The organism is uncultured Algibacter sp. (assembly GCF_947495925.1).
Classification (GTDB): Bacteria; Bacteroidota; Bacteroidia; order Flavobacteriales; family Flavobacteriaceae; genus Algibacter_E.
Window position 1 is genome coordinate 181,401 of sequence record NZ_CANMAU010000007.1, and the last position, 24,368, is coordinate 205,768.

Below are 24,368 nucleotides of genomic sequence, written 5' to 3' on the forward strand. Positions count from 1 at the left end.
GATAGGTATGTTAACTTTGTGATATAAGTATTGAAATTTGTAAATGAGTAATATTGAAGATATTGTAGATTCTTTAGAAAACAAGATTAGCAAATTATTACACAAACTAGAGCTTTTAAAGCATGCTAATTTGAAATTAAATGAAGAGTTAGAAGTTTCAAAGCGATTTAATTCAGCCCAAAAAAATGAAATTTCATCTTGGGAAGAAAAGTACGAAGCTCTTAAAATGGCAAATACAATACTTGGTAGTGACGATAATAAAAGAGAAACTAAGCTTAAAATAAATGCCTTAATTCGGGATATTGATCATTGTATTGCTCAACTCTCAGATTAATGTTTTGAAAATGCAATGTCAGAAAAGCTTAAAATAAAGCTGTCTATAGCTAACAGAGTGTACCCTTTAACTATTGATGCAAGTCAAGAAGAAGGATTACGTAAAGCTGCTAAGAATATAGAGGTTATGATTAAGCAGTTTGAGCAAAGTTATTCTGTTAGAGATAAACAAGATGTATTAGCCATGTGTGCTTTACAATTTGCATCTCAAGTTGAACAGAAGTCTATTGATAAAGCAAATGTTAATGAACATGTAGAAGAAAAGCTAAATGCTTTAAACATGTTGTTGCAAAAACATATTTAGTCTCTTAAACGTTCTTTAAAATAAATAAAAGTTACTGCCTGCATTGGTTATTTTTTTTGATAAACTCAACGTTAATTCTTTAAAAAGGGTGAGTTTAAGTTGTAAAAGCATGCTGCCTTAGTCGCAGACCCTTGATCAGCTTGTTAGCCCTAAACTTGTTTTTAAGGAGTTTATACAAAACTTTATACTGGTGTAGGCTTTTTTTATATATATAAACCACTAAATTAACGATGGATAACTCAATTATATTTGCAGTAGGGGGTGCTATATTAGGCCTAATAATAGGCTTTATTATATCAAAAACACTAGAAAAAAACAATGCTTCCAAGCTTGTGAAAGAAGCTAAGAAAAGTGCAGCTTTAGTGCTTAAAGAGGCAAAAAGTGAAGGGGAGAACCTTAAAAAAGATAAAATACTTCAAGCCAAAGAAAAGTTTATAGAACTTAAGGCAGAGCATGAAAAGGTAATTCTTTCTCGTGACAAGAAAATGGCAGAAGCGGAAAAACGTACCCGAGACAAGGAGTCTCAGATATCTAATGAATTATCAAAAAGCAAAAAGTTAAATGATAGTTTAGAAGGAAAAGTTAAGGACTATAACCATAGGTTAGATGTTATAGAGAAAAAACAAGTAGAGCTAGACAGATTACATAAAAGCCAAGTGCAGCAGCTGGAAGTTATCTCAAGTTTATCTGCAGAAGAGGCTAAAGAACAATTGGTTGAGTCTTTAAAAGGTGAAGCTAAGAATGATGCTATGGCATTTGTTCAAAGTTCGTTAGAAGAAGCTAAATTGACGGCTGAACAGGATGCTAAAAAAATTATAATAAATACCATACAGCGTATAGGGACTGAAGAAGCGGTAGATAATTGCGTGTCTGTATTTAATATTGAATCTGATGATGTAAAAGGACGTATTATTGGTCGTGAAGGGCGCAATATTCGTGCTATTGAAGCTGCAACTGGGGTTGAAATTATTGTTGATGATACTCCTGAAGCTATTATTTTATCATGTTTTGATTCAGTGAGAAGAGAGGTAGCTCGATTATCACTTCATAAATTAGTTACCGACGGTAGAATACACCCGGCTCGTATTGAAGAAATTGTAAAGAAAACTCAAAAACAAATTGAACAGGAGATTATAGAAGTAGGTAAACGTACGGTGATTGACCTGGGAATTCATAATTTACACCCTGAGTTGATTAAAATGGTTGGTAGAATGAAGTATCGTTCATCTTACGGACAAAACCTGTTACAACACTCTAGGGAGGTAGCGAAACTTTGTGGAGTGATGGCAGCAGAATTAGGGTTAAATCCTAAGTTGGCAAAACGAGCAGGTTTATTACATGATATTGGTAAAGTTCCAGACGCTGAAGCAGACATGGAAACTCCGCATGCGATTTTAGGTATGCAATGGGCAGAGAAGTTTAATGAGAAAGGGGATGTTTGTAACGCTATTGGAGCGCATCATGATGAAGTGGAAATGAAATCATTGTTAGCACCTATTGTTCAAGTATGTGATGCGATTTCGGGAGCAAGACCAGGAGCAAGAAGACAAGTGCTAGATAGTTATATTCAACGTTTAAAAGATTTAGAAGATATTGCCTTTGGATTTACAGGTGTTAAAAAAGCTTATGCAATTCAAGCAGGTAGGGAGTTAAGAGTTATTGTTGAAAGTGAAAAAGTTGATGATCAAAAAGCAGCAGATTTATCTTTTAGCATTTCTCAAAAGGTTCAAACAGATATGACTTACCCTGGACAAGTAAAAGTAACGGTTATTAGAGAAACAAGAGCCGTTAATATTGCAAAATAGTAGAAGGCGTTGAAAGCTTTTTGAATAATAAAAACCTGGCATCTGCTGGGTTTTTTGTTTCCAAAAAGGCTAAAAATCAATGGCTATTTTTATTTTCTTGGATGATATTTTTCAACAACTTTAGTTAAGTGGCTTTTATCAAGATGCACATAGATTTCTGTAGTCGTTATGCTTTCATGACCAAGCATTAATTGAATTGATCTTAAGTCTGCATCATTTTTTAATAGGTGTGTGGCAAAGGAATGTCTGAAGGTGTGTGGAGATACTTTCTTTTTAAGTCCAATCTTCTCAACAAGTTGTTTAATTATAGTAAATATCATGGCTCTTGTTAGTTGTTTGCCACGTCTATTAAGAAATAGTGTATCTTCAAATCCAGCCTGAATATTAAGGTGGTTTCTAATGTCTCTTCTATAAATGTTGATGTATTTCTGGGTAACATCTACAATAGGCACGAAACGTTGTTTGTCACCTTTACCCGTAACTTTAATAAAACCTTCATCAAAAAATAAATCTGAAATTTTAAGGTTAATAAGTTCACTCACACGTAAACCACAGCCGTATAAGGTTTCTAGTATTGCTCTATTGCGTTCTCCTTCTGGTTTACTTAAATCAATAGCTTTTATGATACTATCAATTTCATCTTCAGAAAGTGTATCCGGAAGCTTTCTACCTATTTTAGGAGACTCAATTAACTCCAGAGGGTTTGATGTTCTGTAGTCCTCAAATATCAGATAGTTAAAGAAACTTCTTAGCCCTGAAATGATTCTGGATTGCGATCTCGCATTTACAACTTTTGCAATCTCGTATATAAATTGCTGTATAGTTTGCGATTCAATTGTGATTGGAGAGGACGTCATACTATTTGCCTCTAGATATGCAATGAGTTTTGTAACATCAAGCACATAATTGTCAATTGAGTTTTTAGATAACCCACGTTCTATCTTTAAGTAGAGTTGATAATCTTTAAGTGCTTGTTGCCATTTCATGTTGGGTAAAAATAAAGGACAAATGGTAATTTTTAAAATTAAATAACAGAAAATTAAATATCTTTACCTCATGAAAAAAATAATCATCATCAACGGACCAAATTTAAATTTATTAGGAAAAAGAGAACCTAATATTTATGGTAGTTTAACCTTTACTGAATTTTTTGATGAAATAAAGGAAAAGTACCCTCAAGTTGAGTTGAGTTACTATCAGTCAAATATAGAAGGTGAAATTATTGATAAGTTGCATGAGGTAGGTTTTAGTTATGATGGTGCTGTACTTAATGCAGGGGCTTATACGCATACAAGTATTGGTATTGGGGATGCCATTAAGGGTATTGAAACACCTGTGATTGAAGTTCATATTTCTAATACGTTTGGTAGAGAAGAGTTTCGCCATCAGTCTTATATATCACCTAATGCAAAAGGTGTTATTCTTGGTTTTGGCTTGCAGAGTTATGAGCTGGCCATTCAGAGTTTTTTATAAATAGAAGTTTCAGGATATTATAAAAAAAGCGATTCAAATTTTGAATCGCTTTTTTTATCTTTATTAAAGTTGCTTTCTAAAGATGAATCACTTCATCGTAAGCGTCTGCAACAGCTTCCATTACCGCTTCACTCATAGTTGGGTGAGGGTGAATTGTTTTTAATACTTCGTGGCCTGTAGTTTCTAATTTTCTTCCTAAAACAGCTTCAGCAATCATATCAGTTACGCCAGCACCAATCATGTGGCATCCTAACCATTCACCATACTTAGCATCAAAAATAACCTTTACAAAACCTTCTTTAGTTCCAGCAGCGGTAGCTTTCCCTGAAGCGCTAAATGGGAATTTCCCAACCTTAATATCATAACCAGCTTCAATAGCTTTAGCTTCAGTTAATCCTACAGACGCAATTTCCGGAGAGGCATACGTACATCCAGGAACGTTTCCGTAATCAATAGCTTCAGTATGTAATCCTGCTAATTTTTCAACACAAGTAATACCTTCAGCAGATGCAACGTGGGCTAAAGCTTGTCCAGGAACAACATCTCCAATAGCATAGTAACCAGGAATATTAGTTTGGTAGAAGTCGTTAACTAAAATTTTATCTCTATCAACTACAATTCCAACATCTTCTAAACCTATGTTTTCTATATTTGATTTAATACCAATTGCAGATAATAAAATATCAGCTTCTAAAGTTTCTTCTCCTTTTTTTGTTTTAACAGTAGCAACAACTCCAGAACCCGACGTGTCAACAGACTCAACAGAAGAGCTTGTCATAACCTTAATGCCAGATTTTTTTAATGAACTAGCGAACGCTTTCGAAATATCTGCATCTTCAACAGGAACAACATTTGGCATGAATTCCACAATAGTTACATCAGTACCCATCGAGTTATAAAAATGCGCAAATTCAACTCCAATAGCTCCAGAACCAACAACAATCATTTTCTTTGGTTGCTTTGTTAAAGACATAGCTTGACGGTAACCTATTACTTTTTTACCATCTTGAGGTAAATTAGGTAATTCTCGAGAACGTGCTCCCGTAGCAATAATGATATTTTCAGCACTATATTCAGTTATGGTACCATCTTCAGCAGTAACATCAACTTTCTTTCCTGTTTTAATTTTACCAAAACCTTTAAGAATGTCTATTTTATTCTTCTTCATTAAAAACTGAACACCTTTACTCATGCCTTCAGCAACACCACGACTACGTTTTATAACAGCATCGAAATCTTTATCGATAGCTTCAGCTTTTAAACCATAGTCATCAACGTGTTTTAAATAATCATAAACTTGAGCAGATTTTAATAACGCTTTTGTTGGAATACATCCCCAATTTAAACAAATCCCTCCAAGATTTTCTTTTTCAACAATCGCTACTTTAAAACCAAGTTGCGATGCTCTTATTCCTGTTACATAACCTCCAGGACCACTTCCAATAATGATGATATCGTATTTACCCATGTGTAATTTTTTAGGGTACGAATTTACAAAATCGAATTAGAATAAAGAATATAGAAGGCTTTAAATTTATGTCTTAAATACTACCTTTGTCAAACAAGTTTTAATATATGAACATCCCTAGAACGAGTTACCCTAGAATTGTTATTATTGGAGGTGGTTTTGCTGGAGTAGCCTTAGCTAAAAAACTATCGAAACAAGAGGTGCAAGTGGTGCTTTTAGATAAACATAACTATCACACCTTCCAACCTTTATTATATCAAGTTTCTACTGGTGGCTTAGAACCAGATTCTATTGCGTATCCTATTAGAAAAATACTTAAAGATTTCCCTAATTTCTTTTTTAGGTTGGCCAATGTTGATGAAATAGATACCAAAAAGAATAAGGTTAAAACTAATATTGGAAATATTAAGTTTGATTATTTAGTTGTAGCGTCAGGTTCAAAAACGAATTATTTCGGAAATTCTGAAATTGAAAAGCATAGTATGGCTATGAAAACCATACCGCAATCTTTGAATTTAAGAAGTCTAATTCTTGAAAATTTTGAAGAAGCCTTATTGACTTCAGATTTAAATGAAAGGAATGCCTTGATGAATTTTGTTATAGTAGGAGGTGGGCCAACAGGTGTTGAGTTGGCCGGAGCTTTAGCAGAAATTAAAAAAGGAATCTTGCCTAAAGACTATCCGGATTTGGACACGCGAATGGCCCAAATACATATTATCCAATCTGGCGACTGTATTCTAAAGGGAATGAGTGCAAAGGCATCAGAAAAGGCTGAGGATTTTCTAGAAAAATTAGGCGTTAATATTTGGAAAAACGTGAGGGTTACTAATTATGATGGAAATATAGTAACGACCAACACAGATTTAACTTTTGAAACTGCTACTGTAGTTTGGGCTGCTGGGGTAAAAGGCGCCACCATAAAAGGTTTAGACGCTGAGGAGTTTGTGACTAGGGGAAATAGAATTTTAGTAAATACCTTTAATCAAGTAAAAGGGTTTTCTAGTATTTTTGCCATTGGGGATATCGCTTGTATGGTTACTGATGATACCCCGCAAGGCTTTCCAATGATGGCACAACCTGCGATACAACAGGGGGATCAACTGGGTGATAATATATTGAACTTAATTGAAGAAAAGCCTATGAAACCTTTTGAATATAAAGACAAAGGAGCTATGGCAACCATTGGTAGAAATAAAGCTGTAGTAGATTTAAAAAGATTTAACTTTCAAGGTGTATTTGCATGGTATGTTTGGATGTTCGTGCATTTATTCTTTCTAATTGGTTTTAGAAACAGGATGGTCGTGTTTGTGAATTGGGTGTATAATTACGTTAGGTTTGATAGAGAAGCTCGTTTGATTATTCGTCCTTTTAAAAATCAAATTAAAAATTAGCTTTAATGGTCTTCAGTGAAGTGCTTACTCTGCTGGCCTGTTTTGAACTTATCATGATTATATTTTATAAGTCTCCTTTTGGGGAGGAAAGCGAATGCCAATTACCGAAATGCTATTTGAAGGCGAATTGTTTTGCCTACGTATATCCTCAAAAGACAATAGTAAAAAAGTTTTATCTCCAAAACTTTCATAATATTCAAACTGTTTAGCAACACTGTTTAGGTAGTTGCCTATAATATAAAAATGGGCCTTTATTCTTGCGGAATAAATTTTAGAGCGACCCCATTAATACAATGCCTTTTACCCGTAGTTTTTCGTGGCCCATCGTTGAAAACATGACCTAAATGACTACCGCACGTTGCGCAATGCTCTTCTGTGCGAGCATATCCCAAATTGTAATCAGTAGAAAAGGCAACATTATTTTTTATTTCTCTATCAAAACTTGGCCAGCCGCTACCTGAGTCATATTTGTTTTCACTTTTAAAAAGAGGTGTTTCGCAGGCTTTACAAACATAAATTCCTTTGCTGTAATTCTTGTTTAATGGACTGGAAAATGAACGTTCTGTTCCAGATTTTCGAAGAACATAAAACTCCATTTCAGATAATTCTGTTTTCCATTCGCTTTCAGTTTTTGAGACAGGATACTCTTTTTTAGTAGTGTCTTGCGAATTCCCTTTACAACTTATAAAAAGAAATATTATAGCTAAAATGAGTATGTTTTTCATAATTTTTTTTTTAATAGTCGATATTAAAAACGAAACATGACGTTAAAATATCATTATATTTTTATCTTTATTGTGACTAATAATTTAAAACAGTGTCTTAATAAATAGACTTGGTTTTACATTTTCTAATGCAAATTAAATATTTAGTAATGAAACTTAAACAGACAATAATACTTTTTGGAGCAGCGCTGTTGGTTGTGTCTTGTGCTACCAACCCGTTTACGGGAAAAAAGACAATGGCTTTGGTACCAAACTCTCAATTATTTCCAACGGCCTTTGCACAGTATGATCAGTTTTTGACAGAAAACAAGGTAGTTACTGGAACGAAAGATGCACAAATGATAACAAGGGTAGGACAACGAATAGCTACAGCTGCCGAACGATGGTTAACAGCGAATGGGCATCATAGTTATTTAAATGACTACAAATGGGAATATAATTTAGTGGATGATGAAACAGTGAACGCTTGGTGTATGCCAGGAGGTAAAATTGTTTTTTATACAGGTATTTTACCAGTTGCTAAAAGCGAAACAGGTGTTGCAGCAATAATGGGGCATGAAGTGGCACATGCATTGGCTAATCACGGTCAACAAAGAATGAGTGCTGGGATGTTGCAACAGGTAGGAGCGGTAGCTGGAAATATTGCTCTAAACGATCCAAGGGCAAGAGATGCTTTTAATCAGTATTATGGGGTGGGGTCACAATTAGGTGTTATGTTACCATTTAGTAGAAGTCATGAAACCGAAGCCGATAAGATAGGTTTGTATTTAATGGCTATAGCAGGTTACAATCCTACAGAAGCCGCTGAACTTTGGAAACGTATGAAGGCTAATAGTGGAAGTGGGCAAGCACCACCTGAAATATTAAGTACACACCCATCAAATGATTCTCGTATTGCGAACTTAACAGCACTAGCCCCTGCAGCTGTGGCTGAAGCACAGAAATTTGGAGTTTCAAAATTTAGAGAATAGATATGTAATGTTCAAATAAAAATATTTGATTACTTTAGAAGCTGCTTATAAAAAAGCAGCTTTTTTTATGGAAGGACTTAAAAAGGGAAGTAAAAAACTGCTCAATGCATGGGCGTTTTACGATTGGGCAAATTCAGTTTATACGCTTACTATAGCTTCATCAATTTTTCCAATTTTTTATTCTGCATTATTTCTTACAGAAATAAAAACGGTTCAAGCTTTTGGAATGGAATTCAAAAGTACTGCACTCATTACCTTTATAACGGCTTTTACTTTTTTGGTAGTTGCTTTTACTTCGCCTATACTTTCTGGTATTGCCGATTATGTTGGTAATAAAAAGACTTTTATGAAGTTTTTCTGTTATTTAGGAAGTGCTGGATGTATTGGTTTGTATTGGTTTAGTTTGGATCGAATTCATTTAAGTTTGCTGTTTTATTTTATGGGGCTTATAGGGTATTGGGGGAGTTTGGTGTTTTATAATTCCTATTTACCCGATATAGCTTTTGAAGAACAACAAGATAGTATTAGTGCTAAAGGGTTTTCCTGGGGTTATGTGGGTAGTGTTTTACTACTAGTCTTAAATTTGGCCATGGTAATGATGCCTCAATTTTTTGGCTTCGATATTAGTATTCCAGAATCATTGAGAGAAACAGGAACTGAAGCCGAAATTAGTGCTGCATTAAAAACAGTAAAGGATGCAGCTTCCTTTGAGGCTATGAAAATATCTTTTATCACTGTTGGCGTATGGTGGGCTCTGTTTAGTCAATATTCATTTTATTTTTTACCTAAGGGGGTTTCCTCAGGTCATAAAGTCACTAAGGATGTTGTTTTTAATGGTTTAAGAGAATTAAGAGCGGTTTGGGGGCAATTAAAGGAAAACTTAAGATTGAAACGTTATTTATATGCCTTTTTTGTTTTTAGTATGGCTGTACAAACCATTATGCTTGTGGCTGTATATTTTGGAGAAGAAGAAATTGATTGGGGCACTGATTCTGATAAAACAATCGGATTGATTGGTAGTATTTTAATTATTCAACTCATAGCTGTTTTGGGCGCATTTTTAACATCAAAAGCTTCTGCTAAGTTTGGTAATATAAAAACACTTGTTTTTATAAATATAATATGGATGTGTCTGTGTTTTTATGCTTACTTCATGTACACACCAATTCAGTTTTATATTGCAGCTGCAAGTGTTGGTTTTGTTATGGGAGGGATACAATCATTAGCCAGATCGACGTATTCAAAATTTTTACCGGAGACTGAAGATACAACCTCTTATTTTAGTTTTTATGATGTAGCCGAAAAAATAGGTATTGTAATTGGTATGGTTATTTTCGCCAGTATAGATCAAATTACTGGAACTATGCGTAATGCTATTCTGTTTTTATTTGTATTCTTCTTATTAGGAATTATTCTTCTAATTAGAGTTCCCAAGACTAATGATAATTAAATCATATTAAACTAAAAAAGACCATGTTATTAGCATGGTCTTTTGATTAAAGTTTGATTGATGATAATTATTATGTTAATTACTTATGCTTCCTGATCCAGCAACTTTAGTGTCTTCTTTTTCAGGGTTTCCACGATAGGCAATATCTCCCGATCCCGCAACTCTTGCTTTAAGCATTTTATTACTTACTACTTTGGCATCTCCCGATCCGGCAACATAAACTTCAGTATTGTTTGCTTGTAGATTAAAGCCATGGAAATCTCCCGATCCAGAAACTTTTGCTTCTAAATTGTTAGTTGTTCCTTTTAAGGTAATATCTCCCGATCCAGACAAAGCGCTTTCTACTGATTCTGTTTCAATGTCAAGTACTACATCTCCAGATCCAGATAGCGCAATATCTAGAGTTGGTGTTTTAATAAGGTCTTTATTATATAAGTCTCCCGAACCTGAAAGTGATACTTCGCTAACATCTTCAAATGGTATTGTGATTTTTATGGTGCTGTTATAACTTGTTTTTAAGTTAACCCCATCTTTTACTTTCACTTTTAATACACCTGATTTAGCGTCTGTGATTATATATTCTAAAAGGTTTTCCTCTCCTTCAATGGTAATTTGTCCTTCTGTACCCTTTACTAGGATAAAATCCATTGAACCAGCGCATCTAATAGCATTGTAATCTGATGTTGTTCGAGTCACGGTTGTTTTATTTCCATTTCCTTTTACTTTTTTCCACTGTGCGTGAGACGATGAAATAAATAAACAACTTAAAAATACTAAAGCTAATTGTGTTTTAATTAAAATTTTCATGAGTTCGTTTTTTGATTGATGAATTAATTTTGTTTTAATGAAACACTTCCATAGTCAGATTCTATTGAAATAGTGTTTCCCGACGTTTGATTACCTCTGTAACCATTATAATATTTATCTGTTGATTCGATTCTTTTTTTAATAAAAACTAAGCCCTCACCATCTCTTAATGATCCATAGTCTAGTTTAATGTCGAAGTTAAAGTTATAGTCATTTGCATAGCCAATGTTAATACCAACGTAATCAGATTTAATGTTGATATTTCCTGCATTTTCAGTTAACTGTTTTATTTTAATAGAACCATAGTCTGCATTTAATGTAACATCATTGTATACATCGCCTATTACTGTTGTTAAATAATCACCTCTACCGTTAATATTATTAGCCGCATCAATTCTCATATTACCATAGTCACAATTAAAGGTAACGTTTTCAGCTAGCTCCACTTTAGAGTTTGTGTAGTCGGCAGAGATATTTACATCTTTGGTTTTTGCTATGGTAAAGTCGCTGTAATCGGCATTAATTTTACCACTATTAATATATTCAAAGTAACACCCTTTAGTATAATCGAAATTTAATTGATTATTAACTGCCATTAATTCTTTTGTTGTTATTTTACCATAATCACAATTAATCTCCGCTCTACCTTTCAGTTTATCTAAATTAATATTGCCATAGTCATTATCTAAATCAACCGTATTCGTAATGGGTATTTTTATCTTATAATTAATTTTCATTTTTATTTTATTATTGCTTCCCCAATTCCACCACGAGCCGGACTTTTGAGACCCAAATTTAGTTACCGCCGAAACTAATTCTGGTGATCCAGAAAACTTTATATTAATATCGTTTAATCGATCTTGTGTTTTTTCTTCATTATTTCCTGAAGTGGTAATTGTTACTTCAAATACTATACGATTTTCATCCCAGGTCACAATATCTATGTTGCCATAACTATTATCTACTTTTAGAGTAGCACTTTTGTTTACGGCAAACTCTTTTTTAATAGTTTTAGATTTTGTATGTCTGTATTCTATGGTGTTTGAAGCCAACAGAGCGAAAGGTAGTACGAAAAAAACCAGTGCTATTTTTAATTTTATTACTTGTTTCATTTGTTCGTTTTTTAATTGTTGTGAATTACTTTATCCGTTGTATTTTAATTAAATAGTTGATTCGGATATTTCATTTGATGTATTTTTTAATTGTTTTACTATATTAACTTGCTCTAGAGTATTCTGTAAGATGTCTATCCTGTTTTGGAAATTTGAAATCATCGCGTATATTACACGATTATCTTCACCACTATTTTTTAAATCTACTTTTAAAGTTTCGTAATCTTTTTCTAAAAGTTTAATACGTTTTAAAGCATCTTGAATAAGAACTTGTACTTCTGGAGAAGATTCCTTTTTAAGCTTTTTTAATTCCTCGTCAATAGAAGTTGTAAAAAAATCTTGGGTTTCTGCCATTTCAGGTGATACGTTTGCCAAGTCCATAACATTTTCATGTTGGTTAAACCCAATAAAAACGGAGATTAATAGTGCAATTGAGGCTGCAATACCAATAAGCGGTTTCCAAGGTGTTCTTTTTAGTTTTACAACTTTAGCAAGCTCATTATTTTGATTATTTAATTTGTCAAGAAAGCGTGCTTCGTGCCCATTATTAGGAACTTCAATGTCAAAGTTGTTTTCTAAACTTTTAAATATGTTATCTAAATTGTCTTTACTCATAATCTTTGTTTTAATATTCTGAAACCTTCTCAAGTTTTTGTCTTAAACTTGTTTTAGCTCGAGAAATCATGGTTCTGCTATTTTGATTTGAGATATTCATGATTTTACTAATTTCCTCATAATCATAGCCTTCAATTAGGTTTAATGTCAAAGCAATTCTGTAATTGTCTTTTAAAGTTTTCATAATGTCTAAAATCTGATTAGCTTTTAGACTTGTAAACTCATAATCGCTTTCTATGCCGTCTAAATCATCTTCAATTTTGTACAACATGTCATCAATAGGAGTTTCATTTCTTTTTATCTGTTTCCTATAATGATGAATACTGTTGTTTATTACAATTCGTTTTAACCAAGCTCCAAAAATCTTGATATCTTTTAAAGTATCTAGCTTAGTGAAAGCTTGTAAAAAAGAATCTTGCATGATATCTTCTGCTTCAAAATTATTTTTTACAATCCTATAAGCTGTATTATACATAGCCTTATAGTACCTATTGTAAACCTCTAATTGGGCCGACTGGTTTTTGCTTTTACAAAGCTCAACGAGCTCTTCTGTATTTAAGTTGGTTAGTGTCACAAAAAAACAAATTGTTATAATATAGATTGCACTATATTTTATTTGTTACAGTTTTGGTAAAAAAAAATCCTACTTTCAGAAAGAATGTAGGATTTTAAATTATAAAAATCAACAATGAATCAAGACTCTGCGGGCTTTTCAGCCTTTTCAATAGATATTTTTAATTCATCAGTTTTACTGTCTAAATCTATTTTAATATTATCACCTTCTTGTAAATTAGATGCAACAATTTCTTCTGCCAGAGCATCTTCTACGTACTTTTGTATAGCACGTTTTAGAGGTCTAGCTCCATATTGCTTGTCAAAACCTTTTTCAGCGATATAATCTTTAGCACTTTCGGTAAGTGTTAAGTTATATCCTAGGTTTTTAATTCTAGCTAAAAGTTTTTCTAATTCGATATCAATAATTTTGTTGATGTCTTCTTTTTCTAGAGCGTTGAAAACTACCACGTCATCAATTCTATTTAAAAACTCTGGAGCAAATGATTTTTTAAGCGCATTTTCAATAACGCTTCTTGCATTGGCATCTTCCTGTGCTTTTTGAGAAGCAGTTCCAAAACCAATACCAGTTCCAAAATCTTTAAGTTTACGAGCACCTATATTAGATGTCATAATGATTATGGTATTTCTAAAATCAATTTTTCGCCCTAAACTATCAGTTAAATAACCGTCATCAAGAACTTGAAGCAGCATATTAAATACATCAGGGTGCGCTTTTTCAATTTCATCTAATAATATAACGGCATAAGGCTTGCGTCTTACCTTTTCTGTAAGTTGTCCACCTTCTTCATAACCTACATAACCTGGAGGCGCTCCAATTAATCTAGAAATTGCAAATTTCTCCATGTATTCACTCATGTCTATTCTAACAAGTGAATCTTCGCTATCAAATAGTTCTCTTGATAATACCTTAGCTAATTGGGTTTTTCCAACGCCAGTTTGACCTAGAAATATAAAAGAACCAATAGGTTTGTTAGGGTCTTTAAGACCAGCTCTGTTTCGCTGAATAGCTTTAACCACTTTTGCAACAGCATTATCTTGGCCAATGACTTTACCTTTAATTAAGTTAGGTAATTCAGCAAGTTTATTAATCTCAGTTTGGGCAATTCGATTTACTGGAACACCGGTCATCATAGAAACGACATCAGCAACATTATCTTCAGTCACCACTTCGCGGTGTTGTTTAGTATCTTCTTCCCATTTCTCTTGAGCGGTAGCTAATTCTTTTTCAATGCGTTTTTCATCATCTCTAAGCTTAGCAGCTTCTTCATATTTTTGCTTTCTAACTACAGCATTCTTGGTTTCTTTGATACCTTCTAATTGCTTTTCAAGCTCTATAATTTGTTTAGGCACATCAATATTGGTGATATGCACTCGAGAACCAGCTTCATCTAATGCATCAATAGCTTTATCTGGTAAGAAGCGCTCAGTCATATATCTATTTGTTAATTTCACACAGGCTTGAATGGCTTCAGGTGTATAATCAACATTATGATGCTCTTCGTATTTTCCTTTTATGTTGTTAAGGATTTCTATAGTTTCCTCCACAGATGTAGGTTCAACAATTACTTTTTGAAAACGACGTTCTAAAGCGCCATCTTTTTCAATATATTGTCTGTATTCATCTAAAGTGGTTGCTCCAATACATTGAATTTCTCCTCTGGCTAATGCCGGTTTAAACATGTTGGAAGCATCTAGGCTTCCAGTGGCTCCACCAGCGCCAACGATAGTATGAATTTCGTCAATAAACAAAATAACATCATCGTTCTTTTCAAGTTCATTCATAACAGCCTTCATGCGCTCTTCAAATTGCCCTCTGTATTTTGTTCCGGCAACCAAACTTGCTAAATCAAGCGTTACAACACGCTTGTTGAATAAGATGCGAGACACTTTTCGCTTAACGATTCTTAACGCTAGACCCTCCGCTATGGCCGATTTACCTACACCTGGTTCCCCAATTAAAAGAGGGTTGTTTTTTTTTCTTCTACTTAAAACTTGAGAAACACGCTGTATTTCTTTTTCTCTGCCTACAACAGGGTCAAGTTTACCTTCTTCGGCTAAAGCGGTTAAATCACGTCCAAAATTATCTAAAACAGGTGTTTTAGACTTCTTGTTTGACTTGCCAGCTGGCGAGTTGAAAATATTGTCTTTTGCAGAATCATCGCTTGACGTCGTATCGTCATCTTGAAATTCTGATTTAGGTTCTATATAGTTATCGTCGTTTGTAATCATAATTTTAAATTGTTCTTTAACATTATCGTAGTCAACTTTTAATTTATTTAAAAGCTTGGTAGTGGGGTCATTCTCATTTCTTAAAATACAAAGTAGGAGGTGAGCGGTATTGATAGATGAGCTCTGAAATAATTTTGCCTCCAAAAAAGTTGTTTTTAGGGCTCGTTCTGCCTGTCTTGTAAGATGTAGGTTCTTTTTTTGATTAGAAGCTACAGCTATATTTGGATTTGCTGGACTTAAAATTTCTACTTTACGTCTTAAATGGTTGAGGTCAATATCTAAGGCATTTAAGATGTTTATGGCTTTACCGCTGCCATCACGCAGTAAACCAAGCATCAAATGTTCGGTCCCAATAAAGTCATGACCTAAACGCAGGGCTTCTTCCTTGCTATAAGCAATAACATCTTTAACTCTTGGTGAAAAATTATCATCCATAATTGTGTCCTTTCTGCATTAAAAATAATAAAACATTTTACTAAAGGCAAAAACTATACCTTAATTCGACTGTAAAACGCTAATTGACGAAAAAATGTTTATAAAATCAAAATTTTAACGCGCATACTTATTAACTATAAAAGCCGTTAAAATTGTTAATAAATTACACGAAAAATCATCCTTGATAGTCTTACTATGACTGCTGAAATACTTATATTAGCATGTTTTGAAAAACACTTAAAATTAAATTAAATTATATATGGCAGAAGGAGAAAAATTGATCCCTATTAATATTGAGGATGAGATGAAATCGGCTTACATTGATTATTCAATGTCGGTCATTGTGTCACGTGCTTTACCAGATGTAAGAGATGGTTTAAAACCTGTTCATAGGCGTGTGCTTTATGGTATGCACGAATTGGGTGTTAGAGCTAATTCGGCACATAAAAAGTCCGCAAGAATAGTTGGAGAAGTTTTAGGTAAGTACCACCCGCATGGTGATACGTCGGTTTATGATGCTATGGTGCGTATGGCCCAGGAGTGGAGTTTGCGCTATATGCTCGTAGATGGGCAAGGGAATTTCGGTTCAATTGATGGTGATAGTCCTGCAGCAATGCGTTATACGGAGGCACGTATGCGCAAGATTTCTGAGGATATGTTGGCAGATATTGAGAAAGAAACTGTTGATCATAAATTGAATTTTGATGACACACTACAAGAACCAACAGTTTTGCCAACCCGTATTCCTGGGCTTCTGGTAAATGGAGCTTCTGGTATTGCAGTGGGTATGGCTACAAATATGCCGCCTCATAATTTAGGGGAGGTTGTAGATGGTACAGTAGCGTATATTGAGAACAATGACATTGAAATCGATGAATTAATCAAGTACGTTAAAGCGCCAGATTTTCCAACTGGAGGAACTATATATGGTTATGATGGTGTAAAAGAGGCTTTCCAAACAGGTAGAGGGCGTATTGTGATGCGTGGAAAGGCGAATATCGAGGAAGTGCAAGGTAGAGAATGTATTATAGTTGATGAGATTCCTTATCAGGTAAATAAGGCAGATATGATTAAGAAAACTGCCGACTTGATAAACGATAAAAAATTAGAGGGTATTTCTACAATTAGAGATGAATCTGATAGAAATGGAATGCGTATTGTTTATGTTTTAAAGCGTGACGCTATTCCAAACATTGTATTAAATAAATTATTTAAATATACGGCTCTACAATCCTCATTTAGTGTTAATAACATTGCACTTGTTAATGGAAGGCCACAACTATTAAATCTGAAAGAATTAATACGTTATTTTGTTGATCACAGGCATGAGGTTGTTGTTCGTCGAACAAAATATGAGCTTCGTAAAGCAGAGGAACGAGCACATATTCTTGAAGGACTGATAATTGCATCAGATAATATTGATGAGGTTATCGCGTTGATTAGAGCATCAGCTAATGCAGATGAAGCTAGAGCGAAGTTAATTGAGCGATTCAAACTGTCTGAAATTCAAGCTAAAGCTATTGTTGAAATGAGACTACGTCAGTTGACTGGTTTAGAGCAAGATAAGCTTCGTTCGGAATATGATGATTTAATGCTGACTATTGATGATTTGAAAGATATTCTAGAAAAGAAAGAGCGTCGAATGAATATCATTAAGGAGGAGCTTGTTGTAGTTAAAGAAAAGTATGGTGATGAACGTAGATCTGTTATCGAATATGCTGGTGGAGATTTAAGTATTGAAGATATGATACCTGATGAAAAAGTGGTTATCACTATTTCTCATGCCGGATATATTAAAAGAACATCACTATCAGAATACAAAACACAAAATAGAGGTGGGGTTGGTCAAAAGGCATCAACTACTAGAAATGAAGACTTTTTAGAACATTTATTTGTTGGTACAAATCACCAGTATATGTTGTTCTTTACTCAGAAAGGAAAGTGTTTTTGGATGCGTGTTTATGAAATTCCTGAAGGAAGCAAAACATCAAAAGGTAGAGCTATTCAAAATCTAATAAATATTGAGCAAGACGATAAGGTGATGGCTTTTATATGTACTCAAGATTTGAAGGATGAGGCATATATAAATAGTCATTATGTAATCATGGCCACAAAAAAGGGTCAGGTTAAGAAAACGTCTTTAGAACAATATTCACGTCCGCGAACGAATGGTATTAATGCTATTACAATTAAGGATAATGATGAGTTATTAGAAGCAAAATTAACCACGGGTAATAGTCAGGTAATGTTAGCACTTAAATCTGGTAAAGCTATTCGTTTTGAAGAAGCTAAAACTAGGCCAATGGGAAGAGGTGCCTCTGGAGTAAGAGGTATTACTTTAGCGAATGAGAAAGATGCTGTTATAGGTATGGTGACTATCGAAAATCCTAAAGAGGAGTCTGTGTTAGTAGTTTCTGAAAATGGTTATGGTAAGCGAACATATATTGATGATCCTGAAGATGGAGAACCTGTTTATCGAATAACAAATAGAGGAGGTAAGGGTGTTAAAACAATTTCCATTACAGAAAAAACAGGTAGCTTGGTTGCTATAAAAAGCGTTACAGATAATGATGATTTAATGATTATCAATAAATCTGGAATTGCAATTAGAATGGTAATTGAGAATTTAAGAGTGATGGGAAGAGCTACACAAGGTGTTAAGTTAATAAACTTAAAAGGGGGTGATTCTATTGCTGCGGTCGCAAAAGTAATGCATGATGAAGATGAGGTAGATGATGCTGAATCTATTGAAAACATTGATGGTACAGATGATGGCATAACTCTTGATAATAATTTAGAATAACAATAACACTGAATATTAAATTAAATATTATTAAAAATGAAAAAACAATTAGTAATAGCTTTAGCGTTTTCAATAAGTGCATTTTCATTTGCGCAAAAAAAGGAATTAAAAACGGCAGAGAAGGCTATTAAATCTAGCAATTATGCTGAAGCAAAAACGGCTATATCCTCAGCTGAAAGTATGTTATCTGCAATGGATGAAAAAACTAAGGCAAAATTTTATTATCTAAAAGCACAAGCCTTATATGCAAATGGAAAAGCTTCTATTGAAGATGTTGATGCGGCTATTGAGAGCTTAGATAATGTGAAAGGAGCTTATGGAGCAGAGAGTACAGCCTTGAAACAAACGATGTCTAATGGTTTGTTGACGTCTGGAAATGCAGCTTACGAAAAGAAAGACTTTTTAGGAGCTTCGAAGTATTTTGAAAAAGCATACAGAGTTAACGAAAAAGATACTTTATTTCTTTATTATGCGGCCGCTACTGCTGTAAACATTAAGGATTACGATAGAGCCCTTAATATCTATGAAGAACTTAAAGAATTGGGATATACAGGTATTGAAGAACAGTATATTGCAACTGACAAAAGCACAGGTGAGATTGAAGTTTTTCAAAGTACAGATATGAGAGATATTTCGGTAAAAACAGGCACTCATATTAAACCAGGAGTTCGTAAAACGGACTCTAAAAAAGGTGAAATTGTAAAAAATGTAGCGCTTATTTATGTTAGTAATGGTGATAATGAAAAAGCGATTGAAGCTATGCAAGATGCCAGAGCAGAAAGTCCTGATGATGTGAATTTAGTGTTGTCTGAAGCTAATGTACACTTCAAAATGGGTAATAAGGAAGAGTTTCAAAAGCTTCTTGAAAAGGCTACAGAAATGGATCCTAAAAACGCAGAATTGCAATATAATTTAGGTGTAATATCAGCTGAAGCTGACCATCCGGAAGAAGCTAAAGCGCATTACGAAAAGGCCATCGAGTTAGATCCAGAATATATTAATGCCTATATTAATTTATCAGCTTTAATTTTGGCAGGTGAACAGCCTTTAATTGAAGAAATGAATGGTCTTGGGACTTCATCAGCCGATAATAAGCGTTATGATGAATTAAGAGAACAGCGTCAAGGACTTTATAAAAATGCGATACCTTATTTGACTAAAGCCATTGAAATTGCACCAGGTAATATCAATGCAACTAAAACGCTAATGAATATTTATAGTATTCTAGGGGAGACTGATAAGTATAAGGAGATGAAAGAGAAAGTAGAAACTCTTGAAAGTGCTGAATAAAAAAACTTTATTAAGGTTAAAAAAAAAGAGTCGCTTTTTAAGTGACTCTTTTTTTATATAATTTTTTTAATAACGCGAAGTTTGTGAGTATGTGTATTTGTGTCCATATTATAAATTCCAGAATGGTCTAACCTGTCAATTCTTACCTTACCATGTGCGTGTATGATATAATTATCCTTCATTATAATACCAACATGAATAATGACTCCTTCAGTATTGTCAAAGAAGGCTAAATCACCAGGCTCACTTTCTTCAATAAAACTTAAGGCTTCACCTTGAGTAGCTTGCTGAGAAGCATCACGCAATAACTCATAACCATTTAGTTTATAAACCATCTGAGAAAATCCCGAACAGTCAATTCCAAAAGGTGTTTTTCCTCCCCACAAGTATGGTGAGTTTAGGTACAAAAAAGCGGTTTTTACGATGTTAGATTTGGAATTTATGCTCTTTATCGAATTCCCATCATATTTATGATTTAATAAGTTAAGACCGTTCAAGGTTACACCAATTGGAATAGGGAATAACGCTTTATTTTTATCTTCAATAAATTCGACCAGGTCTATAGATAATATGGGAACTTCGCTGTTTAATTTCTTATATTCACTTTCAGAAATTTGCAGATATTGTTTGTTGTCTATCCACCCTTCGTAATTGTCAAAGGCAAGTCGGATTTTACTCCACTTTTTTCGTTGTTCTAAAACTTTAAAAATTTCTCCATATAAAATTTGTGAAACCAGCTCACTAGTATCGGTAGGTTCATTTCTAAGAGGAACAATGCTTAAATTACAAATTCCGTATTGCATCAAATTGCCTTAATAACGTTCTATAATAATTGCTGATGCACCTCCACCGCCATTACAAATTGCAGCAGCTCCAATTTTGGCATCTTTTTGTTGTAAAACATTTAACAAAGTGATTATAATTCGGACCCCAGAACAGCCAAGAGGGTGTCCTAAAGAAACAGCTCCTCCATTCACATTTACATTTTTGTCATCTAACCCTAATATTTTCATATTAGCTAAGCCCACTACAGCAAAAGCTTCATTAAATTCAAAATAGTCCACATTATTAATGGTAATTCCAGCTTTCTTAAGAGCTTTTGGCAATGCTTTAGCTGGAGCTGTGGTAAACCATTCGGGTTCATGAGCTGCATCAGCATAACTTTTAATAGTAGATATAGGAGATAAACCTAATTCATCAGCTTTACTTTTACTCATTAAAATTATTGCACCAGCTCCATCGTTAATGGTGGAAGCATTTGCTGCTGTTACAGTTCCTTCTTTAGTGAAAGCCGGCCTTAGCTTCGGAATTTTCTCTATTCTTACATTCGTATATTCTTCATCCTTGGAAATAGTAATAGGTTCTCCTTTGCGCTGTGGCACTAAAACGGGAGTAACTTCATTATTAAACTTTCCACTCTCCCAAGCGTTTTTTGATCTCTTATAAGACTGAATGGCATAAGCGTCCTGATCTTCTCTTGAAAACTCATATTCAGCAGCACAAGCATCAGCACATACCCCCATTGCGTTTTGGTCATATGCATCTACTAAACCATCTTTCTGCATACCATCAATCAAGGTGGTAGGTCCAAATTTGGTTCCCGAACGAGCATTTAAATAATGCGGAATAAGACTCATGTTTTCCATGCCACCGGCAACTACAATATCTGCATCCCCTAGAGCTATTGATTGAGCGGCTTGCATAACAGCTTTCATGCCTGAGGCGCAAACTTTATTAACAGTGGTGCAAGGAACAGCGTTTGGAATACCAGCATAAATAGCTGCTTGTCTAGCAGGTGCTTGACCTATACCAGCTTGAACTACATTACCCATAATAACTTCTTGAACCATTTCTGGTTTAAGATTTATTTTTTCTAATGCTGCTTTTATGGCTATTGCTCCTAATTTGGGAGCCGGAATTGTTGATAATCCACCCATAAAACTGCCAATTGGTGTTCTTGCCGCAGAAACTATAACCACTTCTCTACTCATCAATCAAACAATTTAGTTTAGTACTTGCGAAAATAACGATTTTTAGTAGATAAATGAATCATTCCTTCAATATAAAATAATGCGAAAAGCTGATAATTTTATTACATTTGGTTTCTAAATGAAACATTCATAATTTAACATTTGATGGCAAATAAAACTATGAATGCTATTATATATTACTATTTTTAAGGAGTGATTATCTACTTATGAAGGATTTCATTAATAAATTATACAGAAACCATTCCTTAATATATAAAGGGTTGCTGTTTGTATTTACGACATTTTTAATTGTTTATTTATTTCCGAAGAGCGGAAAATTTAAGTACAATTTTGAAAGAGGAAAGCCTTGGCAGTCTGAGAATTTATACGCTCCATTTGATTTTGCTATAAAAAAAACGAAGTCTGAAATATCTTCAGAAAGAGAAGCTGTAATTGCTAATTCAATTCTTTACTTTGATTTAGATAGCCGTATTCAGCCTAAGGTTAATGAAGACTTTGGTATCCATTTTATGGAACGATTTTCTGATTCAATACCCGTTTCAAAGTATCAAAAATTACAAGAGGCAGGTGAGGATATTGTTTCTAAGTTATATTCATTTGGGGTTTTGTCTAAAAATTATAATTATGCGGAAGATAGAAGTATAGTTATTCTGGATGGTAGAGAAAAAAAACAAGAAGGTGCTTTTAATGATTTAGTTGCTCAAGGCCAATTAACTACAATTATCGAAAATGTCCTAGACGATTATGATTTATCTGAGTTTAAAACAGATTTCGCAGCATTGTTTTTTGATTTGATTGAGCCAAACTTGGAATATAATAAGGATTTTTCAGAAAAATTATTGAAAGATCAGTTTAGTGAAATTGCTTTTACCAGGGGCAGTGTTGCAAGGGAAACCCTCATTGTTTCAAAGGGAGAAGTTGTTGAGGGGGATAAATATCAAATTTTGAAGTCATTACAGTCAGAGTATGAATCTCAAGTTTGGAGTGAATCAAACTATTATTGGGTCCTGTTTGCATATACATTATTGGTGGCATTGGCTTTACTTATGTTGCTTCTTTTTTTAAGAAAATATAGAGTCAAAGTATTTGAGAATAATACAAAGGTGACTTTCATTTTTTTTAATATTTCATTACTAATATTTATAACAACGCTGGTTATTAATTATAATTCAAAGTACATTTATGTCGTACCGATTTGTATTTTGCCATTAGTTTTTAAAGCCTTTTTCGATGCGAGGTTAGGTTTATTTGCTCATGTACTTACGGTGCTACTACTGGGTTTTATTGTGCCAAATAGTTATGAGTATATGTTTTTGCAAATTATTGCTGGGATAGTTACCATTCTTACAGTTTCTGAATTGTATAAACGTGCCAATTTGTTTATTTCGGTTGGTCAAATTACACTGATATATATTGTTGCTTATTTTGCTTTTTTTGTTATTCATGAAGGTAGTGTTGAAAGTTTGCAATGGGAAACTTTTATTTGGTTTATTTTATGTGGTTTGGCAACATTATTTGTTCAACCTTTAATCTACGCTTATGAAAAACTTTTTGGTTTAGTTTCAGACGTTTCGCTTCTAGAGCTATCTGATACAAATACGAAATTACTAAAGGAGCTAGCTAATAAGGCGCCTGGGACTTTTCATCATTCACTTAATGTGGCAAATTTAGCAGAGGCTGCTGCAAATGAAATAGGAGCAAACGCGATGTTAGTTAGGGTAGGAGCATTGTATCATGATATTGGTAAAATGAAAAACCCAACATATTACACCGAAAATCAATCCACAGGGCTTAACCCGCATGATGAGTTGTCTTCAAAAGAAAGTGCTCGGATAATAACGGACCATGTCATAAATGGTATTGAGATTGCTAGAAAGAATAATTTACCAGACCGAGTTATTGATTTTATAAGAACGCATCATGGTACAAGTGTGGTTTATTATTTCTATATGCAAGAAAAGAAAACTTATCCTAATGAGGAAGTGGATAAATTAGAGTTTAGCTACCCAGGACCTAAGCCATTCAGTAAGGAAACAGCTATATTAATGATGTGCGATAGTATTGAAGCAGCTTCCAAGAGTTTAAAAGAGCCTACATCGACCAAAATTGAAGCTTTTGTTGAAAATATTATTAATAAGCAGATTGAAGAAGAACAATTTTTGAATGCTAACATTACTTTTAAGGAAATTCAATCCATAAAAAAAGTACTAAAACACAAGCTTGCAAATATTTATCATTTAAGAATTGAATATCCAGAATAAAATCAAAAAAAATCAAAAAAAATACTTGTGTTCTTTAAGATGAAAAGCTACATTTGCATCCGCATTTAAATGTGTAGTTCATAACAATTAATGGAGAGGTGCCTGAGTGGCCGAAAGGAGCGGTTTGCTAAATCGTCGTACCTAGAAATAGGTACCCAGGGTTCGAATCCCTGTCTCTCCGCAAATTTATTTTTGTAAATTTTAGATAACCATTATTCGGGGTGTAGCGTAGCCCGGTTATCGCGCCGCGTTTGGGACGCGGAGGTCGCAGGTTCGAATCCTGCCACCCCGACGAACCTAGTAATAGGTTATATCAAAACACTGTTAAT

The 24,368-nt window shown here is 33.9% G+C and carries 20 protein-coding genes, 2 tRNA genes and 1 other RNA gene; 13 read left to right on the forward strand and 10 right to left on the reverse strand.

Going from position 1 to position 24,368, the window contains the following annotated elements:
- Window positions 1-43: 43 nt before the first annotated feature.
- The 4 genes from Q0857_RS15425 (at window position 44) to rny (ending at window position 2,442) form a co-directional block, all read left to right on the forward strand.
- On the forward strand, window positions 44-334 hold the full coding sequence (locus Q0857_RS15425; RefSeq protein ID WP_298537284.1) for a hypothetical protein: 291 nt from the start codon (window positions 44-46) through the stop codon (window positions 332-334).
- A gap of 15 nt (window positions 335-349) precedes the next feature.
- Complete coding sequence (locus Q0857_RS15430; RefSeq protein WP_298537286.1) at window positions 350-637, forward strand: cell division protein ZapA; 288 nt, start codon at window positions 350-352, stop codon at window positions 635-637.
- A 63-nt stretch (window positions 638-700) separates the two neighbouring features.
- Window positions 701-809, forward strand: a non-coding RNA gene (gene ssrS, locus Q0857_RS15435) — 6S RNA.
- A gap of 58 nt (window positions 810-867) precedes the next feature.
- Window positions 868-2,442: a ribonuclease Y gene (rny, locus tag Q0857_RS15440; RefSeq protein ID WP_298537290.1), complete on the forward strand. Its 1,575-nt coding sequence runs from the start codon at window positions 868-870 to the stop codon at window positions 2,440-2,442.
- Between the two features lie 89 nt (window positions 2,443-2,531).
- Here rny and Q0857_RS15445 read toward each other — a convergent pair whose 3' ends face one another.
- Window positions 2,532-3,428: a site-specific tyrosine recombinase gene (locus tag Q0857_RS15445; protein WP_298537293.1), complete on the reverse strand. Its 897-nt coding sequence runs from the start codon at window positions 3,426-3,428 to the stop codon at window positions 2,532-2,534.
- Window positions 3,429-3,498: 70 nt separating this feature from the next.
- On the opposite strand from Q0857_RS15445, the gene aroQ reads away from it, so the two are divergent.
- Window positions 3,499-3,915 carry a type II 3-dehydroquinate dehydratase gene (gene aroQ, locus Q0857_RS15450; protein WP_298537296.1) on the forward strand — a complete coding sequence of 139 codons (417 nt, stop codon included), beginning with the start codon at window positions 3,499-3,501 and terminating at the stop codon, window positions 3,913-3,915.
- A gap of 76 nt (window positions 3,916-3,991) precedes the next feature.
- Here aroQ and lpdA read toward each other — a convergent pair whose 3' ends face one another.
- Window positions 3,992-5,383, reverse strand: coding sequence for a dihydrolipoyl dehydrogenase (lpdA, locus tag Q0857_RS15455; protein ID WP_298537299.1), 1,392 nt, complete (start codon window positions 5,381-5,383; stop codon window positions 3,992-3,994).
- Window positions 5,384-5,490: 107 nt separating this feature from the next.
- Here lpdA and Q0857_RS15460 point away from each other — a divergent pair, with 107 nt between their 5' ends.
- Window positions 5,491-6,774, forward strand: a complete 1,284-nt coding sequence (locus Q0857_RS15460) for an NAD(P)/FAD-dependent oxidoreductase (RefSeq protein ID WP_298537301.1) — start codon at window positions 5,491-5,493, stop codon at window positions 6,772-6,774.
- 251 nt (window positions 6,775-7,025) lie between these two features.
- On the opposite strand, the gene msrB is transcribed toward Q0857_RS15460, so the two are convergent.
- The gene (gene msrB / locus Q0857_RS15465) at window positions 7,026-7,499 is read right to left on the reverse strand and encodes a peptide-methionine (R)-S-oxide reductase MsrB (protein ID WP_298537304.1); all 474 of its coding nucleotides are present in this window, start codon (window positions 7,497-7,499) and stop codon (window positions 7,026-7,028) included.
- Between the two features lie 149 nt (window positions 7,500-7,648).
- Here msrB and Q0857_RS15470 point away from each other — a divergent pair, with 149 nt between their 5' ends.
- Window positions 7,649-8,470, forward strand: a complete 822-nt coding sequence (locus Q0857_RS15470) for a M48 family metallopeptidase (RefSeq protein WP_298537307.1) — start codon at window positions 7,649-7,651, stop codon at window positions 8,468-8,470.
- A gap of 67 nt (window positions 8,471-8,537) precedes the next feature.
- Window positions 8,538-9,920: an MFS transporter gene (locus Q0857_RS15475; RefSeq protein ID WP_298537623.1), complete on the forward strand. Its 1,383-nt coding sequence runs from the start codon at window positions 8,538-8,540 to the stop codon at window positions 9,918-9,920.
- 75 nt (window positions 9,921-9,995) lie between these two features.
- On the opposite strand, the gene Q0857_RS15480 is transcribed toward Q0857_RS15475, so the two are convergent.
- The 5 genes from Q0857_RS15480 to Q0857_RS15500 form a co-directional block, all read right to left on the reverse strand.
- Window positions 9,996-10,727 carry a head GIN domain-containing protein gene (locus tag Q0857_RS15480; RefSeq protein ID WP_298537310.1) on the reverse strand — a complete coding sequence of 244 codons (732 nt, stop codon included), beginning with the start codon at window positions 10,725-10,727 and terminating at the stop codon, window positions 9,996-9,998.
- 23 nt (window positions 10,728-10,750) lie between these two features.
- The gene (locus Q0857_RS15485; protein ID WP_298537313.1) at window positions 10,751-11,839 is read right to left on the reverse strand and encodes a hypothetical protein; all 1,089 of its coding nucleotides are present in this window, start codon (window positions 11,837-11,839) and stop codon (window positions 10,751-10,753) included.
- Between the two features lie 48 nt (window positions 11,840-11,887).
- Entirely contained in the window at window positions 11,888-12,454 is a 567-nt protein-coding gene (locus tag Q0857_RS15490) for a hypothetical protein (protein WP_298537318.1), read from the reverse strand.
- Window positions 12,455-12,464: 10 nt separating this feature from the next.
- Window positions 12,465-13,028, reverse strand: coding sequence for an RNA polymerase sigma factor (locus tag Q0857_RS15495; RefSeq protein WP_298537321.1), 564 nt, complete (start codon window positions 13,026-13,028; stop codon window positions 12,465-12,467).
- A gap of 119 nt (window positions 13,029-13,147) precedes the next feature.
- Window positions 13,148-15,694 carry an ATP-dependent Clp protease ATP-binding subunit gene (locus Q0857_RS15500; RefSeq protein ID WP_298537324.1) on the reverse strand — a complete coding sequence of 849 codons (2,547 nt, stop codon included), beginning with the start codon at window positions 15,692-15,694 and terminating at the stop codon, window positions 13,148-13,150.
- A gap of 259 nt (window positions 15,695-15,953) precedes the next feature.
- On the opposite strand from Q0857_RS15500, the gene gyrA reads away from it, so the two are divergent.
- Window positions 15,954-18,497 carry a DNA gyrase subunit A gene (gyrA, locus tag Q0857_RS15505; RefSeq protein WP_298537327.1) on the forward strand — a complete coding sequence of 848 codons (2,544 nt, stop codon included), beginning with the start codon at window positions 15,954-15,956 and terminating at the stop codon, window positions 18,495-18,497.
- A gap of 36 nt (window positions 18,498-18,533) precedes the next feature.
- Window positions 18,534-19,787 carry a tetratricopeptide repeat protein gene (locus Q0857_RS15510; RefSeq protein WP_298537330.1) on the forward strand — a complete coding sequence of 418 codons (1,254 nt, stop codon included), beginning with the start codon at window positions 18,534-18,536 and terminating at the stop codon, window positions 19,785-19,787.
- A 53-nt stretch (window positions 19,788-19,840) separates the two neighbouring features.
- Here Q0857_RS15510 and Q0857_RS15515 read toward each other — a convergent pair whose 3' ends face one another.
- Together Q0857_RS15515 and Q0857_RS15520 are read right to left on the reverse strand one after the other, a co-directional pair.
- Complete coding sequence (locus tag Q0857_RS15515) at window positions 19,841-20,590, reverse strand: C40 family peptidase (RefSeq protein WP_298537333.1); 750 nt, start codon at window positions 20,588-20,590, stop codon at window positions 19,841-19,843.
- A gap of 9 nt (window positions 20,591-20,599) precedes the next feature.
- Window positions 20,600-21,778 carry an acetyl-CoA C-acyltransferase gene (locus Q0857_RS15520; protein WP_298537336.1) on the reverse strand — a complete coding sequence of 393 codons (1,179 nt, stop codon included), beginning with the start codon at window positions 21,776-21,778 and terminating at the stop codon, window positions 20,600-20,602.
- 206 nt (window positions 21,779-21,984) lie between these two features.
- Between Q0857_RS15520 and Q0857_RS15525 the strand changes: the two genes are divergently transcribed.
- The 3 genes from Q0857_RS15525 to Q0857_RS15535 all read left to right on the forward strand — a co-directional run bounded on the left by Q0857_RS15525 (window position 21,985) and on the right by Q0857_RS15535 (window position 24,331).
- On the forward strand, window positions 21,985-24,039 hold the full coding sequence (locus Q0857_RS15525) for an HDIG domain-containing metalloprotein (RefSeq protein WP_298537339.1): 2,055 nt from the start codon (window positions 21,985-21,987) through the stop codon (window positions 24,037-24,039).
- A gap of 92 nt (window positions 24,040-24,131) precedes the next feature.
- Window positions 24,132-24,220, forward strand: a tRNA-Ser gene (locus Q0857_RS15530).
- A 36-nt stretch (window positions 24,221-24,256) separates the two neighbouring features.
- Window positions 24,257-24,331 (forward strand) — tRNA-Pro (locus Q0857_RS15535).
- The last annotated feature ends 37 nt before the right edge of the window (window positions 24,332-24,368 follow it).